Source organism: Plantactinospora sp. A48 (assembly GCF_055793945.1).
Genome location: NZ_JBTIXF010000006.1, coordinates 69,162 through 85,630 on the forward strand (window position 1 = coordinate 69,162; position 16,469 = coordinate 85,630).

Sequence of the window (16,469 nt, forward strand, 5' to 3'; positions counted from 1 at the left end):
TGGGCCAGATCAACCCCGAGGGCGACGGCCAGGTTGACCCGGGGCGATGAGGCCTGACGCAGGTGGGCCGGGGATGACGGGGCCAGGGCCGGGTGGGCCGGGGCGATGAGGGCCCGGGTCAGGTGGGCCCGGGTTGGCAGTGCGGACACCAGTAGGTGACCCGTTCGCCCTGCTCCCGCTTGCTGATCGGGGTGCCGCACCGGCGACATGGCAGACCTTGCCGGCCGTACACGTAGGTTGTCTCGCCGCGCCGCAGCGCGCCGGTGGTGCTCTGGGTCCACCGGCCCCGGTTCGCCGCCAGCAGCCGCTGGGCCAGTGCCACCAGCCCGGCCAGGTCGCGTACCCCGCCCACGGGCGCCCACGGCGAAACGCCGCGCAGGAACAGCAGCTCGCTCTTGTAGAGGTTGCCCACCCCGGCCAGATTGCGCTGGTCGAGCAGCGCCTCGGCGATCTCCCGGTCCGGGTCGGCGGCCAGCCGGCGGGTCGTCTCGGCCGCGTCCCAGTCCGGGCCGAGCAGATCCGGACCGAGGTGGCCGACCAACCGTTCCTCCTCGTCGGTCGGCACCAGAGCCAGGTCGTGCAGGTGGTAGCCGACCGCGACGGTGTCCGGGGTACGCAGCACCACCCGGATCAGGTGCGCCGGCCGGGCCGCCCAGCGCTCACCCGAGGCGTACGCGCGCCAGGCCCCGTCCATGCGCAGGTGTGAGTGCAGGGTCAGGTCCCGGTTGTCCACCGGGGTCCGGAACCGCAGCAGGAGGTGCTTGCCCCGGCTGACCGACCCCAGCACGGTGGCGCCGGTCAGATCGGCGGTGGCGAGCTGCGGCACGCGGAAGTCGCTGGCCGTCAGCCGACCACCCGCCAACGCCCGGTGCAGGACGCGGGCGGTGTTCCACACGGTGTCACCCTCGGGCACCGGCTCATCCTGCCCCGGTCAGTTCGGTTCCTCCCACCGGGGCACCCCGTCCCCGCCATGCCATGGGTTGCTCGTGCCGTAGAGCTGGAAGTTCAGTCGAGCGTGCGACAGGCTCAGGGTGCCGTTCGGACCGCCACGCACCACGTCCGGGTCGGCGTCCGCCGGGCCGTCGCTGGTCCAGGAGCAGACCGGGCAGGTGGCGTACCCGGTGCGGTAGCCGCAGCACGGACAGACATCGAGGTCGATGGAGTGCTTGCCCACATCGGTAAGCATTTCACAGCGCAACGTGATCGGGGACGCTCCGCGCCCGCCTGTCGTGGCCGACTCCGCACGGATCGGCCGCCCCGACGGCCGCCCGGCGGCCAGGTCCAGCACGGCCCGGCGGCCAGGTCCAGCACGGCCCGGCGGCCAGGTCCAGCACGGCCCGGTGGCCTGGAGGTCAGGCCGGGGCCGGTCATCGCCGCGTGACGATCCGCACGATGTCTCCAGGCGTTACGGCGAGTACCACGGTTGCCCGGCCGCCGTTCACCGCCACGGCCACCTTGTCGGCCGAGTCGACGTAGACCACGAGACCGCCGGCGGGTGCCGAGCCGAAGGTCTCGCCACGCACCGCCGGCACCTCGCCAACCCGGAGTACCGGTCCGAGTCCGGCCAGCGTCCGGCCCGGGGCCGCGAGCTGCACGTTGCCGAACCGGTCCACGGTGAGCACCTCGGCCTCCAACCAGCCGTCTCCGGACGCCACCACCGGCTCGGGCAGCCGGACCAGCCCCGCCGGGTCGATCGGGTCGCCCGCGTCGGCCAGCGGCGCCCCCGCCGCGAGCCGGGCCGCGGTCGGCGCGAAGACATCCCGACCGTGGAACGTGCGCGACACAGTCGGGCCGAACCAGTCCTGGTTGGTCAGCTCCACCGCGGCCCGGATGCCGCCGAGGGCGTCGGCCGCCCAGGGCAGCAGCCCGTTGTCCGGCCCGACGAGCAGGCCACCCGGCGTTTCGACGGCCACCGCCCGGCGCGCGGTGCCGACGCCGGGATCGACCACCGCGAGGTGGACGGCGGCCGGCAGGTGGCCGATTGTCTGGGCCAGGACGGCGGCGCCCCGGGTGACGTCACCGGGATGGACGAGGTGGGTCACGTCGATCACCCGGACGTCCGGCGCCAGCCGCGCGATCACCCCGTGGCAGGCCGCCACGAAGCCGTCGAAGAGGCCATAGTCGGTGGTGAAACTGATCCATGGGTACCCGGCCATGCCGGAACGGTAGCGCGGGCCGTCACCCACCCACCCGCCGTCGGCGCGGGCCACCGCCTGTCGCCGTCCGTCCGCCGTCGGCGCGGGCCACCGCCTGTCGCCGTCCGTCCGCCGCCGGCTCCGGCCGCCGGTGGGCGGACCTGCGGGCCGGCTGGCAGAGTGGGGCCATGCGACTGTGCGTCTTCACCGAGCCCCAGCAGGGCGCGTCGTACGACGATCTGCTCCGGGTCGCCCGGCACACCCAGGACTGCGGTTTCGAGGGCTTCTTCCGATCGGACCACTACCTCACGATGGGCGGTGCCGGGTTACCCGGTCCGACCGACGCCTGGCTGACCCTGGCCGCGCTCGCGGTGCAGACCGAGCGGATCCGGCTCGGCACGCTCGTCACCGCGGCGACGTTCCGGCTGCCCGGCCCACTGGCGATCAGCGTGGCCCAGGTCGACGCCATGAGCGGCGGTCGGGTGGAACTGGGCCTGGGCGCGGGTTGGTTCGCCGAGGAGCACTCCGCGTACGGCATCCCGTTCCCACCGGTCGGTGAGCGGTTCGACCGGCTGACCGAACAGCTTGAGGTGATCACCGGCCTCTGGTCCACCAAGCCGGGTGGGACGTTCAGTCATCCCGGTCGGTACTACCCGGTGGACGGGTCGCCCGGCCTGCCGAAGCCGGTCCAGCAGCCCGGCCCACCGATCATCATCGGCGGCAAGGGCCCGACCCGGACTCCCCGGTTGGCCGCCCGGTACGCGGCCGAGTTCAACGTGCCGTTCAGCCCGCCCGAGCAGGTACGGCGCGGCTACGACGCTGTCCGGCGGGCCTGCGCCGAGGCGGGTCGTGACGAGCTGCCGGTGTTCTCCGCGACGTTGACCGTGGTCTGCGGCGCCACCGACGCCGAGGTGCGGCGCCGCGCTGACGCGATCCGGCGCGACCCCGCCGAGGTGCGCTCGTCCGGCGCCGGCGTGGTCGGTACGCCCGCCCAGGTGGTCGAACAACTGCGGGAGTACGCCGACCTGGGCGCGACCCGGTTCTTCCTCCAGGTGCTGGACCTGTCCGACCTGGACCATCTCGATCTGATCGCCGCCGAGGTGGCACCCCGGCTCTGACCCGTCGGCGGGAACCCGCGACGGTCACGGGCTCGCCAGGCGGCTGCCGGGCCCTGCCGGCCTGCCGTGCCGCCGGCCCGCTCGCCCGCGTGGAGGAACTGGATCCGTATACTCGCCAACGAGTATGGGTGTCCGGGTGCCGGGACCGGGGCGCCGCCCGCGCCGGTCCCGGCACCCGGACATCCCGGGTGGTCCGACGAAGGAGGCTGCGGTGGCGCGACGCAAGGTGAGCAACCTGCTCGCCCTCGCCGTACTGGCCATGCTCGCGCCCGGCCGCCCGCTGCACCCGTACGCGATCGCCAGCGTGCTGCGCCGGACCGGCAAGGAACGCGACATGTCGATCAAGTGGGGCTCGTTCTACACCGTGGTCGGCAACCTGGAGAAGCACGGGCTGATCGCCCCCACCGCCAGCGGCCGGGCCGGTCGCCGGCCCGAGCGGACCGAGTACGCCATCACCGAGGCCGGCCGGGCGGAACTGCGGGACTGGCTGACCGAGCTGGTCGCGGTGCCGGTGCAGGAGCAGTCCCGGTTCGAAGCGGCGCTGTCGGTGCTCGGCGTGCTGCCGCCGGACGAGGTGGTCGAGCTGCTCCGCCGGCGGATTGCCGCGCTCGACGCCGAACTGGTCGCGGGCCGGGCGGAACTGGTCCGCCTCGGGGCCGCCGGTGTCGGGCGGCTGTTCCTGATCGAGACGGAGTACGCGCTGGCGATGCGCGAGGCCGAGCTGTCCTGGGTGCGGTCGCTGCTGACCGACCTCACCGAGGAGACCATGCCGGGGATGGCCGAGTGGCGCGGCTATCACGCCACGGGCGAGCAGCCGGAGGAGTGGCGGCGCCTGTTGGACGGGGAATCACCGACCGACGGCTGACCTGCCATCGCGGACCGTGGCGGATCGGGATACGCGGGGTGGCCGGGCCCGCCGGTGCTCTCTACACTGGACCGCGCCTCCGGCGGCCACGCGGAGCGACGACGGGAGAGGTGACCGGCGTGCGCGAACAATTCTCGAGCAGGCGACCGCACCAGACCATCGACACCTCGATCCCGCACCCGGCCCGCCGATACAACTACTGGCTCGGTGGGAAGGACAATTTCGCCGCCGACCGGGCGTCGGGTGACCAGATCGCGGCGGCGTGGCCCAGCATCCGGACGGCCGCGATCGAGAACCGCCAGTTCCTCAAGCGGGTCACCACGTTCCTGGCCGGCGAGGCCGGCATCCGGCAGTTCCTGGACATCGGTACCGGACTGCCCACTGCCGACAACACCCACGAGGTCGCCCAGACGATCGCCCCGGATGCCCGGGTGGTGTACGTGGACAACGACCCGATGGTCGGCATGCACGCCCGCGCGCTGGTGACCAGCACCCCGGAGGGCATGACCAGCTACCTGGAGGCCGACCTGCGGGACCCGGAGGGCATCCTGGCGCATCCGGACCTGCGGCGGACCATCGACCTTGGCCGTCCGGTCGCGCTGATGCTGATCGCGGTGCTGCATTTCATTCCGGGCAACGACGAGGTGACCCGGATCGTGCGGCGTCTGTTGTCGGCTCTGCCCGCCGGCAGTTATGTGGCCGCGAGCAACGCCACGAAGGACTTTCTGAGTCCGGACGACGCCGCCGCGTACGACACGTTGCTGGCCAGCGGCCGGATCGACGTGTTCCCGCGCAGCCGGGGCGAGCTTGCGACACTGGTCGCCGGGCTCGACGTGGAGAGCCCGGGAATCGTGCCGGTCAGCGAGTGGCGCGCGGTCGAGCCCTACCGGCCGGATCCGGCCGACGTGTCGGTGCTCGGCGTGGTCGCCCGGGTACGGTAACCAGCTTCGTCTGTCTCCGACGCGACCGCAGGACCCGACAGGTCGCCGGGAAGTCGACCGCGATGCCGTCCGGTGGCTCGGAACGGTCAGCGGTGGGTGGCCCGACGAGTCCCGGTCAGCCGCGTAGCCGCAGTCCGCGCGGGGTGGCCCGGAAACCGGCGGCGGTGAGCGCCTCGGCCAGCGGCGTCGACCGGACCGCGCCGCCGTCGGCCCGTTCCACCGAGATGGCGCCGAGCGCGCCCGAATGCACGGCGTCGGCCAGCGCCTTCGCGGCGGCGGCGAGCGTGTCCGGGTCGTCGGTGAAGGACAGGATCGTCCGGCCGCCCCGCTCGACGTACAGGATGAGATCGCCGGCGGACAGCACGACCAGGGCGCCCGCCTTCCGCCCGGCCCGGTGGCCGGCGGCCGGCACCGGTTCGCCGTCGCCGGAGTCCACCACCCGCTCCGGCCAGGGCAGCGCCGCGCCGTACGGGTTGGCCGGATCCGTCGCGGCCAGCACGAGCGCGGGTCCCGACCCGGCCCGGCCCGGCCCCGGCTCGGCCAGCGCCCGGATCCGGTCCACCGCCCCGGGCACCGCGAACTGGGCGGCACCCAACCCGTCCACGAAATAACCCCGCCGGGCCGCGCCGCGCTCCTCCAGCGCGGACAGCACCGGGTAGACGGCCGCGAAGCCGCCGGACACACCCTCGGCCATCACCGCACCCCGGGTCAGCACCCCGTGCCGTTCCAGCAGGGCGTCGGCCAGGGTGGCGGCGCGGCGGGTCGGATCGGTGTCCCGGTCCGGCAGCAGCGACCACCGGCCGGCCACCGTCGGCGGTCCGGTGCGGGTGGGCAGCGCCCGGCCGGGCCGGCGGTAACGGGTACGCGGGCCGGTGGACCGGGTGCGGTGTGCCCCGCCACCGCCGAGCGCGGTCCGCAGCGGGGCGAGGGTGTCGTTGGTCAGCCGTCCGGCCCAGACCAGGTCCCACAGCGTGGCCACCAGCGCGGCGTCGTCGGCCGCCCCGCTGCGCTCGGCGAGGGCCCGGAAGAACAGCGCCTGACCGTCCGCCAGCGCGCCCAGCACCGCCTCGTGCAGCGGGGTCAGCGCGAGCGTGTCGTCCGGCCCGGGAAGCAGCAGCGGGGCGACGTCCGCGTACGCGAGGGTCACCCAACCGTCGCCGCCGCCGATCGCACCGGAGCCGGCCCACAGCACCTCGCCACTGGCGCACAACTCGTCCAGGTAGGCCGGGGAGTAGTCGGCCACCCGACCCGGCAGCACCAGTCGTTCCAGCGCCGAGGCCGGCACGGCGACGCCCTGGAGCTGTTCGACCACGGCGGCCACCGCGTCCACCCCCCGAGCCGAGGAACCGACCTGCTGCCAGCGCGGCAGGAAGGTGGCCAGCGCCCGGTGCGGCACCGGTTCGATCTCCCGGCGCAGCGCCGCCAGCGACCGCCGCCGCAGCAACCGGAGCACCTCGGCGTCGCACCATTCGGCGCCCGCGCCGTCCGGCCGGAACTCGCCGGCGACCACCCGACCGGTAGCGGCGAGCCGGCGCAGCGCCTGCTCCACCACGAACACCCCGAGCCCGAACCGCGCCGCGCAGGTCGCGGCGGCGAACGGCCCGTGTCCCCGGGCGTACCGGGCGACCAGGTCACCGAGCGGATCCGGCACGGGGGCGAGGTACGCCTCGGCAACCCCGACCGGCAGGGCCACCCCGAGCGCGTCCCGGACCCGACCGGCGTCCTCGACCCCGATCCAGCGCTCCTGGCCGGCGATCCGTACCCGGAGCACCCGCCGGGCGGATTCCAGCCCGGTCAACCACTCCGGTCGGACACCCCGCTCGGCCAGCTCAGCCTCGGTCAGGTCGCCGAGCAGCCGGAGCAGCTCGATCACGTCCTCGGCGTCCCGCGCCCGGCGTTCCTCGGTGCGCCACCGCAACCGGCGCTCGGTCTCGGCCACCACGGCCGGGTCCAGCAACTCGCGCAGGTCGACCCGGCCCAGCAGCTCACCGAGCAGGGTGGAATCCAGGGCCAACGCGGCGGCCCGCCGCTCGGCGAGCGGGGAGTCGCCCTCGTAGAGGAACGCGCCGACGTAGCCGAAGAGCAGCGACCGGGCGAACGGTGACGGGCGGGGCGTCTCCACCTCGGCCAGCCGCGCCTTCCGGCCGGCCAGGTCGCGCATCAGGCCGACCAGGCCCGGCAGGTCGAAGACATCCTGGAGGCATTCCCGCGCCGCCTCCAGGGTGATCGGGAAGTCGGCGTACTCGCGGGCGACGTCGAGCAGTTGGGCGGCCCGCTGGCGCTGCTGCCACAGCGGCTGCCGGCGGCGGGGGTCACGGCGCGGCAGCAGCAGGGCGCGGGCGGCGCACTCGCGGAACCGGGCGGCGAACATCGCCGAGGTGCCGACGGACTCCTCGACCAGCTGGGTGATCTCGTCGGGGTCGAAGACCACCAGCTCGGCGCCGGGTGGATCCTCGGCGGTGTCCGGCAGCCGGACCACGATCCCGTCGTCGGACGGCATGACCTGGGCGTCCACGCCGTACCGCTCGGCGAGCCGGCGGCCGATGGCCAGCGCCCAAGGGCCGTTGACCCGGGCCCCGAGCAGGCAGTGCACGGCCAGCCGCCAGTCACCCAGCTCGTCCCGGAAGCGTTCCACGACCACCGTCCGGTCGTCCGGGACGGCCCGGGTGGCCTCCCGCTGGTCCCGCAGGTAACCAAGCAGGTTGCCGGCGGCCCAGTCGTCGAGCCCGTGCCCGATCAGGCTCGACCGGGCGGTCGCGTCGTCGGCGCGAACCAGCCCGCGCAGCCGGGCCCCGATGGCCCGGCCCAGCTCCACCGGCCGGCCCAGCGCGTCGCCCTTCCAGAACGGCATCCGGGCCGCCTGCCCCGGCGCGGGGGAGACCAGCACGCGATCGGGGGTGATCTCCTCGATCCGCCACGAGGACGAGCCCAGCAGGAACACGTCGCCGACCCGCGACTCGTAGACCATCTCCTCGTCCAGCTCGCCCACCCGGGCCGCCCGCTCGGCGCCGGCGAGGAACACCCCGAACAGGCCCCGGTCCGGGATGGTGCCGCCGCTGGTGACGGCGAGCCGCTGCGCGCCGGGCCGGCCGGCCAGCACGTCGGCGACGCGGTCCCAGACCAGCCGGGGCCGCAGTTCGGCGAAGGCGGTGGACGGATACCGCCCCGAGAGCATGTCGAGTACGGCGGTGAGCGCCGAATCCGGCAGCTCGGCGAAGGGGGCGGCCCGGCGGACCAGCGCGGCCAGGTCCCCGACCCGCCACTGGTCCAGCGCGACCATCGCCACGACCTGCTGCGCGAGCACGTCCAGGGGGTTGCGCGGGTAACGCAGCTCCTCGATGGCACCCTCGGCCATCCGGTCCGCCACCACCGCGCAGGAGAGCAGGTCACCGCGGTGCTTCGGGAACACCACCCCCCGGGAGACCGCGCCGACCTGGTGGCCGGCCCGGCCCACCCGTTGCAGTCCGGCGGCCACGCTGGGCGGAGCCTCGATCTGCACCACCAGGTCGACGGCGCCCATGTCGATGCCGAGTTCGAGGCTGGAGGTGGCCACCACGGCCGGCAACTGGCCGGACTTGAGCGCCTCCTCGATGTGTTTGCGTTCCTCCCGCGACACGCTGCCGTGGTGGGCCCGGGCGATCACCGGCGGGGCACCCTCGGCCGCCCCGGACTGCGCCATGATCTCCGCGGGCAGCCGGCGACCCGTCGCGCCGGCCCTCGGAACGGCGCCGAACGACCCCGTCCCGCCGCCGGTTGGTCCGGCTCCGTCTCCGGTCGGCCCGGCTGCGTCTCCCGTCGTTTCGGACCCGCCGCTGGCCGCGGACCCGCTGTCGGCCGCGGACCCGCCGCTGGCCGCGGACCCGCTGTCGGCCGCCTCGGCCGCCAACTCGTTGAGCCGGGCGCACAGCCGCTCCGCTCCGCGCCGGGAGTTGGTGAACACGATGGTCGACCGGTGCGCCCGGATCAGCGAATAGACCCGCTCCTCGACGGCCGGCCAGATGGAGGTCCGCCGGGGCCCGCCCAACTCGTCGTCGACCGGCTCGGTCACCTCGTCCAGCCGGGTCATGTCCTCGACCGGAACCTGCACGCTGACCTCGATGGTCTTCGCGGTGCGCGGCTGCACCACGTCGACCGGCCGGGAGCCGCCGAGGAACCGGGCGGTCTCGTCGACCGGCCGGACGGTGGCGGACAGGCCGATCCGCTGCGCCGGCGCCGACAGCAGGTCGTCGAGCCGCTCCAACGACAGCGCGAGATGGGCCCCACGTTTGGTGGCCGCCACCGCGTGCACCTCGTCCACGATCACCGTCTCCACCCCGCGCAACGACTCTCGCGCGGCCGAGGTGAGCAACAGGAACAGCGACTCGGGCGTGGTGATCAGGATGTCCGGCGGGGTTCGGGCGAACGCCCGCCGCTCGTCCGCCGGGGTGTCTCCGGTGCGCATCCCCACGGTGATCTCGGGCGGGGTGAGGCCGAGCCGGACCGCGGCGTGCCGGATGCCGGCCAGCGGCGCCCGTAGGTTGCGCTCGACGTCCACCGCCAGCGCCTTGAGCGGGCTGACGTAGAGCACCCGGCAGCGGTGCTGCCGGTCGGCCGGCGCCGGCTCCCGGGCCAGTCGGTCGAGCGACCAGAGGAACGCCGCGAGGGTCTTGCCGGAACCGGTGGGCGCGACGACCAGGGCGCTGCGACCGGCGCCGACCGCCTGCCACGCCCCGACCTGGGCATCGGTGGGCGCGGCGAAGGAGGCGGCGAACCACTCCCGGGTCGCCGCGCCGAATCCGGTCAGCGCCTCATGCACGCTCCCCATCCTGCCCCGTGGGTCCGACAATCCCCATCGGCCCCGGTGAGGCTTCCGGATAAACGGATGAAAAGCATTAATTATGGCTTAACTTCTTGCCCACCTGCCGGTACTTACCGTACTTTCTCCCGCAACGCAGCGTGTACCGGCATGAGGAGGGTGGATGGCCGTCATCGGGCGCACCTCCTCGCCCGGTGCCGACGTGCTCATCCGGATGGTCGACCACCACCTCACGGTGCTCGGATCCGTGCTGACCGCGGCCGATCTCGACCTCGCCCGGCGACTGGCCGACTGCCTGCGGGAACTGGTTGTCTTCACCGCGGAGGCGAGCGCCGCCGATCGGGCCCGGGTCCGGGTGGCGGTCCACTGCTTCGTCCGCGCGCCGCGCCGCCACCGGCAGTCCGCGGCCCACCCCCTCGCGCTCGCCGTCGTGCTGATCGAGCAGACCGCGCGCCGGTTGGGCCGGCCCGACCTGGTGGACCGGGTGTCCCACTGAGCCTGCCGGACCGGACGCCCGACTGACCGATCCAGGCTCCGGCCACCGGGCCCGGCCGCCGTACCGCCCCTCGTCGGCCCGGCCCGGTCCACCGTCTTTCGAGGGCGTGCCCGGTCCACCGTCCGGGCGGATTCGGCGAATGACGTCCGCCGCCCGCTCAACTGCCGTGTGATTCGTCGTAGCCGACGCTGCGCGCAGAGCGCGGTGACCCGTACCCGTGATCGGAGCCGCATGCTCGTCCTGCTGGTCCTCCACCTGGCCGCCGCGCTGGTCGCGCCGGTGCTGGTCCGGTGGTGGGATCGGACCGCCTGCGCCGTGCTGGCGGCGGTGCCGGCCGCGACCCTCGGCTGGGCGGTCGCCCGGACCGGTGCCGTCCGGGACGGCGGTGCGGTCGTCGAGACGTACCGGTGGGTCTCCTGGCTCGGCCTCGACCTGGCGCTGCGGGTCACGACGCTGTCCTGGTTGCTGCTCCTGGTGGTCGGCGGGGTCGGCGCGGCCGTCCTGGTCTACTGCGCCCGGTACTTCCCCGCCAAGCGTTCGGGCCTCGGCCGGTTCGCCGCCACGTTCCTCGGGTTCGCCGGCGCGATGACCGGCCTGGTGCTGGCGGACAACCTGCTGCTGCTCTACGTCTGCTGGGAGCTGACCAGCGTGCTGTCGTTCCTGCTGATCGGGCACAACCCGGTGACGCGGGCCACCCGGCAGGCCGCCACCCAGGCGTTGGTGGTGACCACCCTGGGTGGCCTGGCGATGCTCGTCGGATTCGTCGTGCTCGGCCAGGCCGCCGGGACGTACCGGTGGTCGCAGATCCTGGCCGGCGGTCCGCCGGGCGGGGCCGCCGCGACGGTCGCGGTCCCGCTGGTGCTGGCCGGCGCCCTGACCAAGTCGGCGATCTTCCCGACCAGCTTCTGGCTGCCGTCCGCGATGGCCGCACCCACACCGGTGTCGGCGTACCTGCACGCGGCGGCGATGGTGAAGGCCGGCGTGTACCTGGTGGCGCTGCTCGCGCCCGGTCTCGCCGGAGTGCCGGCCTGGCATCCGGTGCTCTACGTCCTGGGCGTCGTCACCATGCTCACCGGCGGCTGGACCGCGCTGCGCCAGGTGGATCTCAAGCTGCTGCTGGCGTACGGCACGGTCAGCCAACTCGGCGTGCTGATGGTGCTGACCGGCACCGGAAGCCGGGCCGCCGCGCTGGCCGGGCTGGCGATGCTGCTGGCACACGCGCTGTTCAAGTCCGCGCTGTTCCTGGTGGCCGGCGTGGTCGACCACGCCACCGGCACCCGGGACATCAACCGGCTGACCGGTCTGGGCCGGCGGATGCCGGTGCTGCTCGCCAGCGCGGTGCTGGCGGCGGCGTCGATGGCCGGTGTCCCACCACTGCTGGGCTTCGTCGGTAAGGAGGCGGCGGTACACGCGTTGCTGGACCAGCCGGCGCTGCTGGCCGCCGTGCTCGCGAGCGCGACACTGACCGTCGCGTACAGCGCCCGCTTCGTCTGGGGCGCCTTCGGCGGGCGGCCAGACCGCCAGTCCGGCCCGATCCACCAGGCCGGTCCGAGTCACCAGGCCGGCCCGATCCACCGGGCCGGCCCGATCCACCGGGCCGGCCCGATCCACCAGGCCGGCCCGATCCACCAGGCCGGTCCGAGTCACCGACCCGGTCCCGGGCATCCGCCCGAGCTGGTTCATCCGCCCGGCCCGGTGCTGCTCGCGCCGCCCGCCGTGCTGGCCGGCGCCGGGTTGCTGCTCGGCCCGTTGTCCGGCCGGCTGGACCGGCTGCTGGCGCCGTACCCGGATCAGTTTCCCGGGCCGGCTTACCACCTCGCGCTCTGGCCCGGCTGGACCCCGGCGCTCGGCCTGTCGGCCCTGGCCCTGACCGTCGGCGCGGCCCTGTTCGCGGTCCGCGGCCGGCTGAACCCGCTGGTCATCCGGCTGCGCGCGCCGGTGTCCGGTGCCCAGGCGTACCGGTGGGTGATCCACCTGCTGGGCCGGCTGGCGAGTGAGGTGACCGGGGCGACCCAACGCGGCTCGCTGCCGCAGTACCTCGGCACCATCCTCACCGTCCTGGTGGTGTCGGCCGGCGGCATGCTGCTGGCCGGTGGACCGTGGCCGGTCGATGTCCGGCCCTGGGACGGGCCCGCGCAGGCCGTCGCCGGCGCGGTGCTGGTGGTCGCCGCGCTGCTCGCCGTGCGAGCCCGCCGCCGGATCAGCGCGGTGGTGCTGGTCGGAGTCACCGGGTACGGCACGGCCCTGCTGTTCATCATGCACGGCGCTCCGGACCTGGCGCTCACCCAGTTCCTCGTCGAGACGGTCACCATCGTGGTGTTCGTGCTGGTGCTCCGCCGGCTACCGACCGCCTTCTCGGCCCGGCCGGTGCGGCGCAGCAGGTGGCTGCGGCGCGGTATCGGGGTGGCGGTCGGCCTGGTGATGTCCGGGCTGGCGGTGACGGCCACCACCGGCCGGACGGCGGTATCGATATCGACCGACTTCCCGGCGCTCGCCACCCACGGCGGGCACGGCCGCAACGTGGTGAACGTGACCCTGGTCGACATCCGGGCCTGGGACACGATGGGCGAGCTGGCCGTGCTGGTCGTCGCCGCGACGGGCGTGGCCAGCCTGATCTTCGTACGGCCCACCCGGGCCCGACGGCCCGGCCGGCGCGAGTTGCCGGACCCGACCGAGCCACTGGGCCGGCACCCGACCGCGCCACCCGTCGGCGCCGACCGCGCCCCGGCGCACCGGGGACGTGAGCGGGTGTGGTTGCGCGGCGGCAGCACGCTGAGCAGCCGTCGGCGCTCGATCGTCTTCGAGGTGGTCACCCGGCTGGTCTTCCACATCATCGTGCTCTTCTCGATCTTCCTGCTGTTCGCCGGACACAACGCGCCGGGCGGCGGCTTCACCGGTGGCCTGGTCGCCGGTCTGGCCCTCGCCGTCCGGTACCTGGCGGGCGGTCGGTACGAGCTGGACGACGCGGCACCGCTGGACGCCGGTGTGCTGCTCGGGGTCGGCCTGGCCACCTCGGTCGGCTCCGGACTGCTGGCGCTGGTGGCCGGCGGTTCGGCGCTGCGCAGCACCGTGGTCGACCCGCACCTGCCGCTGATCGGCGACCTGCACCTGGTGACGTCGCTGTTCTTCGACATCGGGGTCTATCTCGTCGTCGTGGGTCTGGTGCTGGACATCCTGCGCAGCCTGGGCGCCGAGGTGGACCGGCAGATCGAGACCGGGGGAGGACCCGAACCGACCGACGGGGGCCCCGTACCGACGGCTGGCCCGGCGCCGGGCGGTGGGTCGGCATCGGCTGGTGGGTCGATGTCGGCGGATGGCCCGGCGTCGGCGGATGGCGCGGCACCGCTGGCCGCCGGGGCGAAACGGGGTCCGGTCATCCGCGGTGCAGAGGAGGCCCGATGAGACCGTCGTTCGTACTGGTGCTGGTCGTCGGGGTGCTCTTCGGCACCGGCGTCACCCTGCTGCTGGAACGCAGCCTGACCCGGGTGGTCCTGGGCATCGTGCTGACCGGCAACGGCCTGAACCTGCTGATCCTGCTCGCCGGGCGGGCCGGCGGGCCACCGGTGGTCGGCGTCACCGAGCCGGCCGGGATGAGCGATCCGCTGCCCCAGGCCATGGTGCTCACCGCCATCGTGATCACCTTCGGGGTGACCGCGCTGCTGCTCGCCGTGGCGTACCGAAGTTGGCAGGTCCGGGGCGACGACGAGGTCCAGGACGACCCGGAGGACCGGCGGATCGTCGAGCTGGCCCGACGCGATCAGACGCCCGAGCCGGAGACCGGCCCCGAGACCGGGGTGGACGATCCGGAACAGGTGGACCTGGACGGGCTGCCCGCCACCCCGGGGCGGAGGGACCGCCGCCGATGAGGAACCTCGTCGTCCTTCCGGTCATGCTGCCGCTGCTCGGGGCGGCGGTCACGCTGGTCCTGGCCGGCCGTCCCCGGATCCAACGCGCGGTGAGCGTGATCGTCCTGACCGCGACCCTGGCCGTCTCCGCCGTGCTGCTCGGAGTTACGGCCCGACATGGCACCCTGGTGGTCGCGATCGGTGGCTGGGCCCCGCCGGCCGGCATCGTGCTGGTCGCCGACCGGCTGGCCACGCTGATGCTGGTGGTCTCCGTGGCCGTCACCCTGGCGGTGCTCTGCTACGCCATCGGCCAGGGACAGGCAGGTGACCAGGAGACACCGGTGTCGGTCTTCCACCCGACCTACCTGGTACTGACCGCCGGCGTGGCGAACGCCTTCCTCGCCGGTGACCTGTTCAACCTCTTCGTCGGCTTCGAGGTCCTGCTGGCGGCGAGTTATGTGCTGATCATGCTGGGCGGGACCGAGTCCCGACTGCGGGTCGGTACCACGTACGTGGTGGTCAGCCTGCTCTCCTCGGTGATCTTCCTGTCCGCTGTCGGCCTGATCTACGCGGCCACCGGCACGGTGAACCTGGCCCAGCTGGCCGTCCGACTGGACGCCCTGCCCGATCATCTGCGGCTGGTGCTCCAGGTGATGCTGCTGCTGGCCTTCGGCGTCAAGGCGGCCGTCTTCCCGCTCTCCTCATGGCTGCCGGACAGTTACCCCAGCGCCACCACGCCGGTCACCGCGGTCTTCGCCGGGCTGCTCACCAAGGTCGGCGTCTACGCGATCATCCGCACCGAGACGTTGCTGTTCCCCGACGGCCGGGTGGCCAACCTGCTGCTGGCGTTGGCGCTGCTCACCATGCTGGTCGGCATCCTCGGCGCGCTGGTGCAGATGGACATCAAACGGCTGCTGTCGTTCACCCTGGTCAGCCACATCGGATATCTGCTGTTCGGCGTGGCGCTCACCTCGGTGGCCGGACTGGCCGGAGCGATCTTCTACGTGCTGCACCACATCACCGTGCAGACCACCCTGTTCCTCGCCGCCGGCCTGGTGGAGCGGCGGGCCGGAAGCACCGACCTGAACCGGCTCGGCGGACTGGCCCGGTCCGCGCCGCTGCTGAGCGTGCTGTTCCTGGTGCCGGCGGTCAGCCTCGCGGGCATCCCACCGCTGTCCGGCTTCCTCGGCAAGCTCGGCCTGATCCAGGCGGGCGTGGCGCGGGGTGGTCCACTGCCCTGGGCGCTGGTCGCCGCCAGCAGCCTCACCAGCCTGCTCACCCTCTACGCCGTCATCCGGGTCTGGAACCTCGCGTTCTGGCGGCCGGCGGCGGCCGCCGTACCGGCCGAGGCCGAGCCGGTGGAACTGGTCGACCCGGCGGGCCGCATCATCGTGGAGCCGACCGGCCCGGTGGCTGGTCCGGCGCCGGATGACCGATCGGGCGGGTCGGCTCCGGGTGGCCCGATGAGTGACCTGTCGGCTGTTCCGGGGCCGGGCGCGGAGGCCGGGCCGGAAGCGACCCGGCCGGCGCAGCGACATGTTCCCCGGACGATGGTGGGGGCCACCGCTGCCCTGGTCGGGCTGGGCCTCGCGTTCACCGTGTTCGCCGGGCCGCTCTACCGGGTGGCCGGAGACGCCGCCCAGGAACTGCGGCAGCGCGGCCCGTACGTCGAGGCGGTGTTCCCGGGCGGTGTGCCGTGACCCCGTCCGCGCCGGCGTCCAGGCGGAACCGCTGGCGTGAGTGGGCGGTCGCGGTGGTCGTACTGACCGTCGTCTGGAGCCTGTTCTGGGGCGAGTTCAGTTGGGCCAACACCGTGGGCGGGGCGCTGGTCGCGGTGGCGGTGCTGGTGTTCTATCCGCTGCCGCCGGTGACCTACGCCGGCCGGGTACGGCCGCTGGCCGTGCTCACCTTCGCGGCCCGGTTCGGAGCCCAACTGGTCCTGGCGAGCGCCCGGCTCAGCCTGGTCGCGGTCCGGCCCGGCCCGCCGCCCCGGTCGGCGATCGTCGGGGTACGGCTGCGCGTCCCGACCGATCTCAACCTCACGCTCGTCGCCGAGGCGCTGTCGCTGGTGCCCGGCACGCTGATCGTGGACGTCGAACGGGCCAGCGGCACGCTGTTCGTACACATCCTGGACACCGGGCGCACGGCGGACGTGGCGGAGAACCGCCGGCGGGTCCATGACCTGGAGTACCGGCTGGTCCGCGCCGTGGGATCCCGCGCGGAACTGGCCGCCCTGGCATCGGATCCCGACGGGAGGGACCTGGACCGGTGACG

At 74.0% G+C, this 16,469-nt stretch carries 12 protein-coding genes; 8 read left to right on the forward strand and 4 right to left on the reverse strand.

Features of this window, described 5'->3' with window-relative positions; genetic code table 11:
- Positions 1-118: 118 nt before the first annotated feature.
- From ACXN5W_RS05380 to ACXN5W_RS05390, 3 genes are all read right to left on the reverse strand, one after another.
- The gene (locus ACXN5W_RS05380; protein WP_473157022.1) at positions 119-913 is read right to left on the reverse strand and encodes a DNA-formamidopyrimidine glycosylase family protein; all 795 of its coding nucleotides are present in this window, start codon (positions 911-913) and stop codon (positions 119-121) included.
- Between the two features lie 18 nt (positions 914-931).
- The gene (locus ACXN5W_RS05385) at positions 932-1,174 is read right to left on the reverse strand and encodes a CPCC family cysteine-rich protein (RefSeq protein ID WP_473157023.1); all 243 of its coding nucleotides are present in this window, start codon (positions 1,172-1,174) and stop codon (positions 932-934) included.
- 193 nt (positions 1,175-1,367) lie between these two features.
- Positions 1,368-2,156, reverse strand: a complete 789-nt coding sequence (locus ACXN5W_RS05390; RefSeq protein WP_473157024.1) for an SAM hydrolase/SAM-dependent halogenase family protein — start codon at positions 2,154-2,156, stop codon at positions 1,368-1,370.
- 167 nt (positions 2,157-2,323) lie between these two features.
- Here ACXN5W_RS05390 and ACXN5W_RS05395 point away from each other — a divergent pair, with 167 nt between their 5' ends.
- From ACXN5W_RS05395 to ACXN5W_RS05405, 3 genes are all read left to right on the forward strand, one after another.
- Complete coding sequence (locus tag ACXN5W_RS05395) at positions 2,324-3,253, forward strand: LLM class F420-dependent oxidoreductase (RefSeq protein ID WP_473157025.1); 930 nt, start codon at positions 2,324-2,326, stop codon at positions 3,251-3,253.
- A gap of 211 nt (positions 3,254-3,464) precedes the next feature.
- Complete coding sequence (locus ACXN5W_RS05400; RefSeq protein WP_473157026.1) at positions 3,465-4,118, forward strand: PadR family transcriptional regulator; 654 nt, start codon at positions 3,465-3,467, stop codon at positions 4,116-4,118.
- 119 nt (positions 4,119-4,237) lie between these two features.
- Positions 4,238-5,059, forward strand: a complete 822-nt coding sequence (locus ACXN5W_RS05405) for an SAM-dependent methyltransferase (RefSeq protein ID WP_473157027.1) — start codon at positions 4,238-4,240, stop codon at positions 5,057-5,059.
- A 115-nt stretch (positions 5,060-5,174) separates the two neighbouring features.
- Here ACXN5W_RS05405 and ACXN5W_RS05410 read toward each other — a convergent pair whose 3' ends face one another.
- Positions 5,175-9,863, reverse strand: coding sequence for an Lhr family ATP-dependent helicase (locus ACXN5W_RS05410; RefSeq protein WP_473157028.1), 4,689 nt, complete (start codon positions 9,861-9,863; stop codon positions 5,175-5,177).
- Between the two features lie 154 nt (positions 9,864-10,017).
- Here ACXN5W_RS05410 and ACXN5W_RS05415 point away from each other — a divergent pair, with 154 nt between their 5' ends.
- The 5 genes from ACXN5W_RS05415 to ACXN5W_RS05435 all read left to right on the forward strand — a co-directional run bounded on the left by ACXN5W_RS05415 (position 10,018) and on the right by ACXN5W_RS05435 (position 16,467).
- Positions 10,018-10,350 (forward strand): hypothetical protein, encoded by a 333-nt coding sequence (locus tag ACXN5W_RS05415; RefSeq protein WP_473157029.1) that lies wholly within the window; start codon positions 10,018-10,020, stop codon positions 10,348-10,350.
- A gap of 231 nt (positions 10,351-10,581) precedes the next feature.
- Positions 10,582-13,752 carry a Na+/H+ antiporter subunit A gene (locus ACXN5W_RS05420; protein ID WP_473157030.1) on the forward strand — a complete coding sequence of 1,057 codons (3,171 nt, stop codon included), beginning with the start codon at positions 10,582-10,584 and terminating at the stop codon, positions 13,750-13,752.
- Entirely contained in the window at positions 13,749-14,216 is a 468-nt protein-coding gene (locus ACXN5W_RS05425; RefSeq protein ID WP_473157031.1) for a Na(+)/H(+) antiporter subunit C, read from the forward strand. The genes ACXN5W_RS05420 and ACXN5W_RS05425 overlap by 4 nt, the downstream gene beginning before the upstream one ends.
- Positions 14,213-15,895, forward strand: a complete 1,683-nt coding sequence (locus ACXN5W_RS05430) for a Na+/H+ antiporter subunit D (protein WP_473157032.1) — start codon at positions 14,213-14,215, stop codon at positions 15,893-15,895. The genes ACXN5W_RS05425 and ACXN5W_RS05430 overlap by 4 nt, the downstream gene beginning before the upstream one ends.
- Positions 15,892-16,467, forward strand: coding sequence for a Na+/H+ antiporter subunit E (locus ACXN5W_RS05435; protein WP_473157033.1), 576 nt, complete (start codon positions 15,892-15,894; stop codon positions 16,465-16,467). Before ACXN5W_RS05430 ends, ACXN5W_RS05435 begins: the two co-directional genes overlap by 4 nt.
- Positions 16,468-16,469 lie beyond the last annotated feature (2 nt).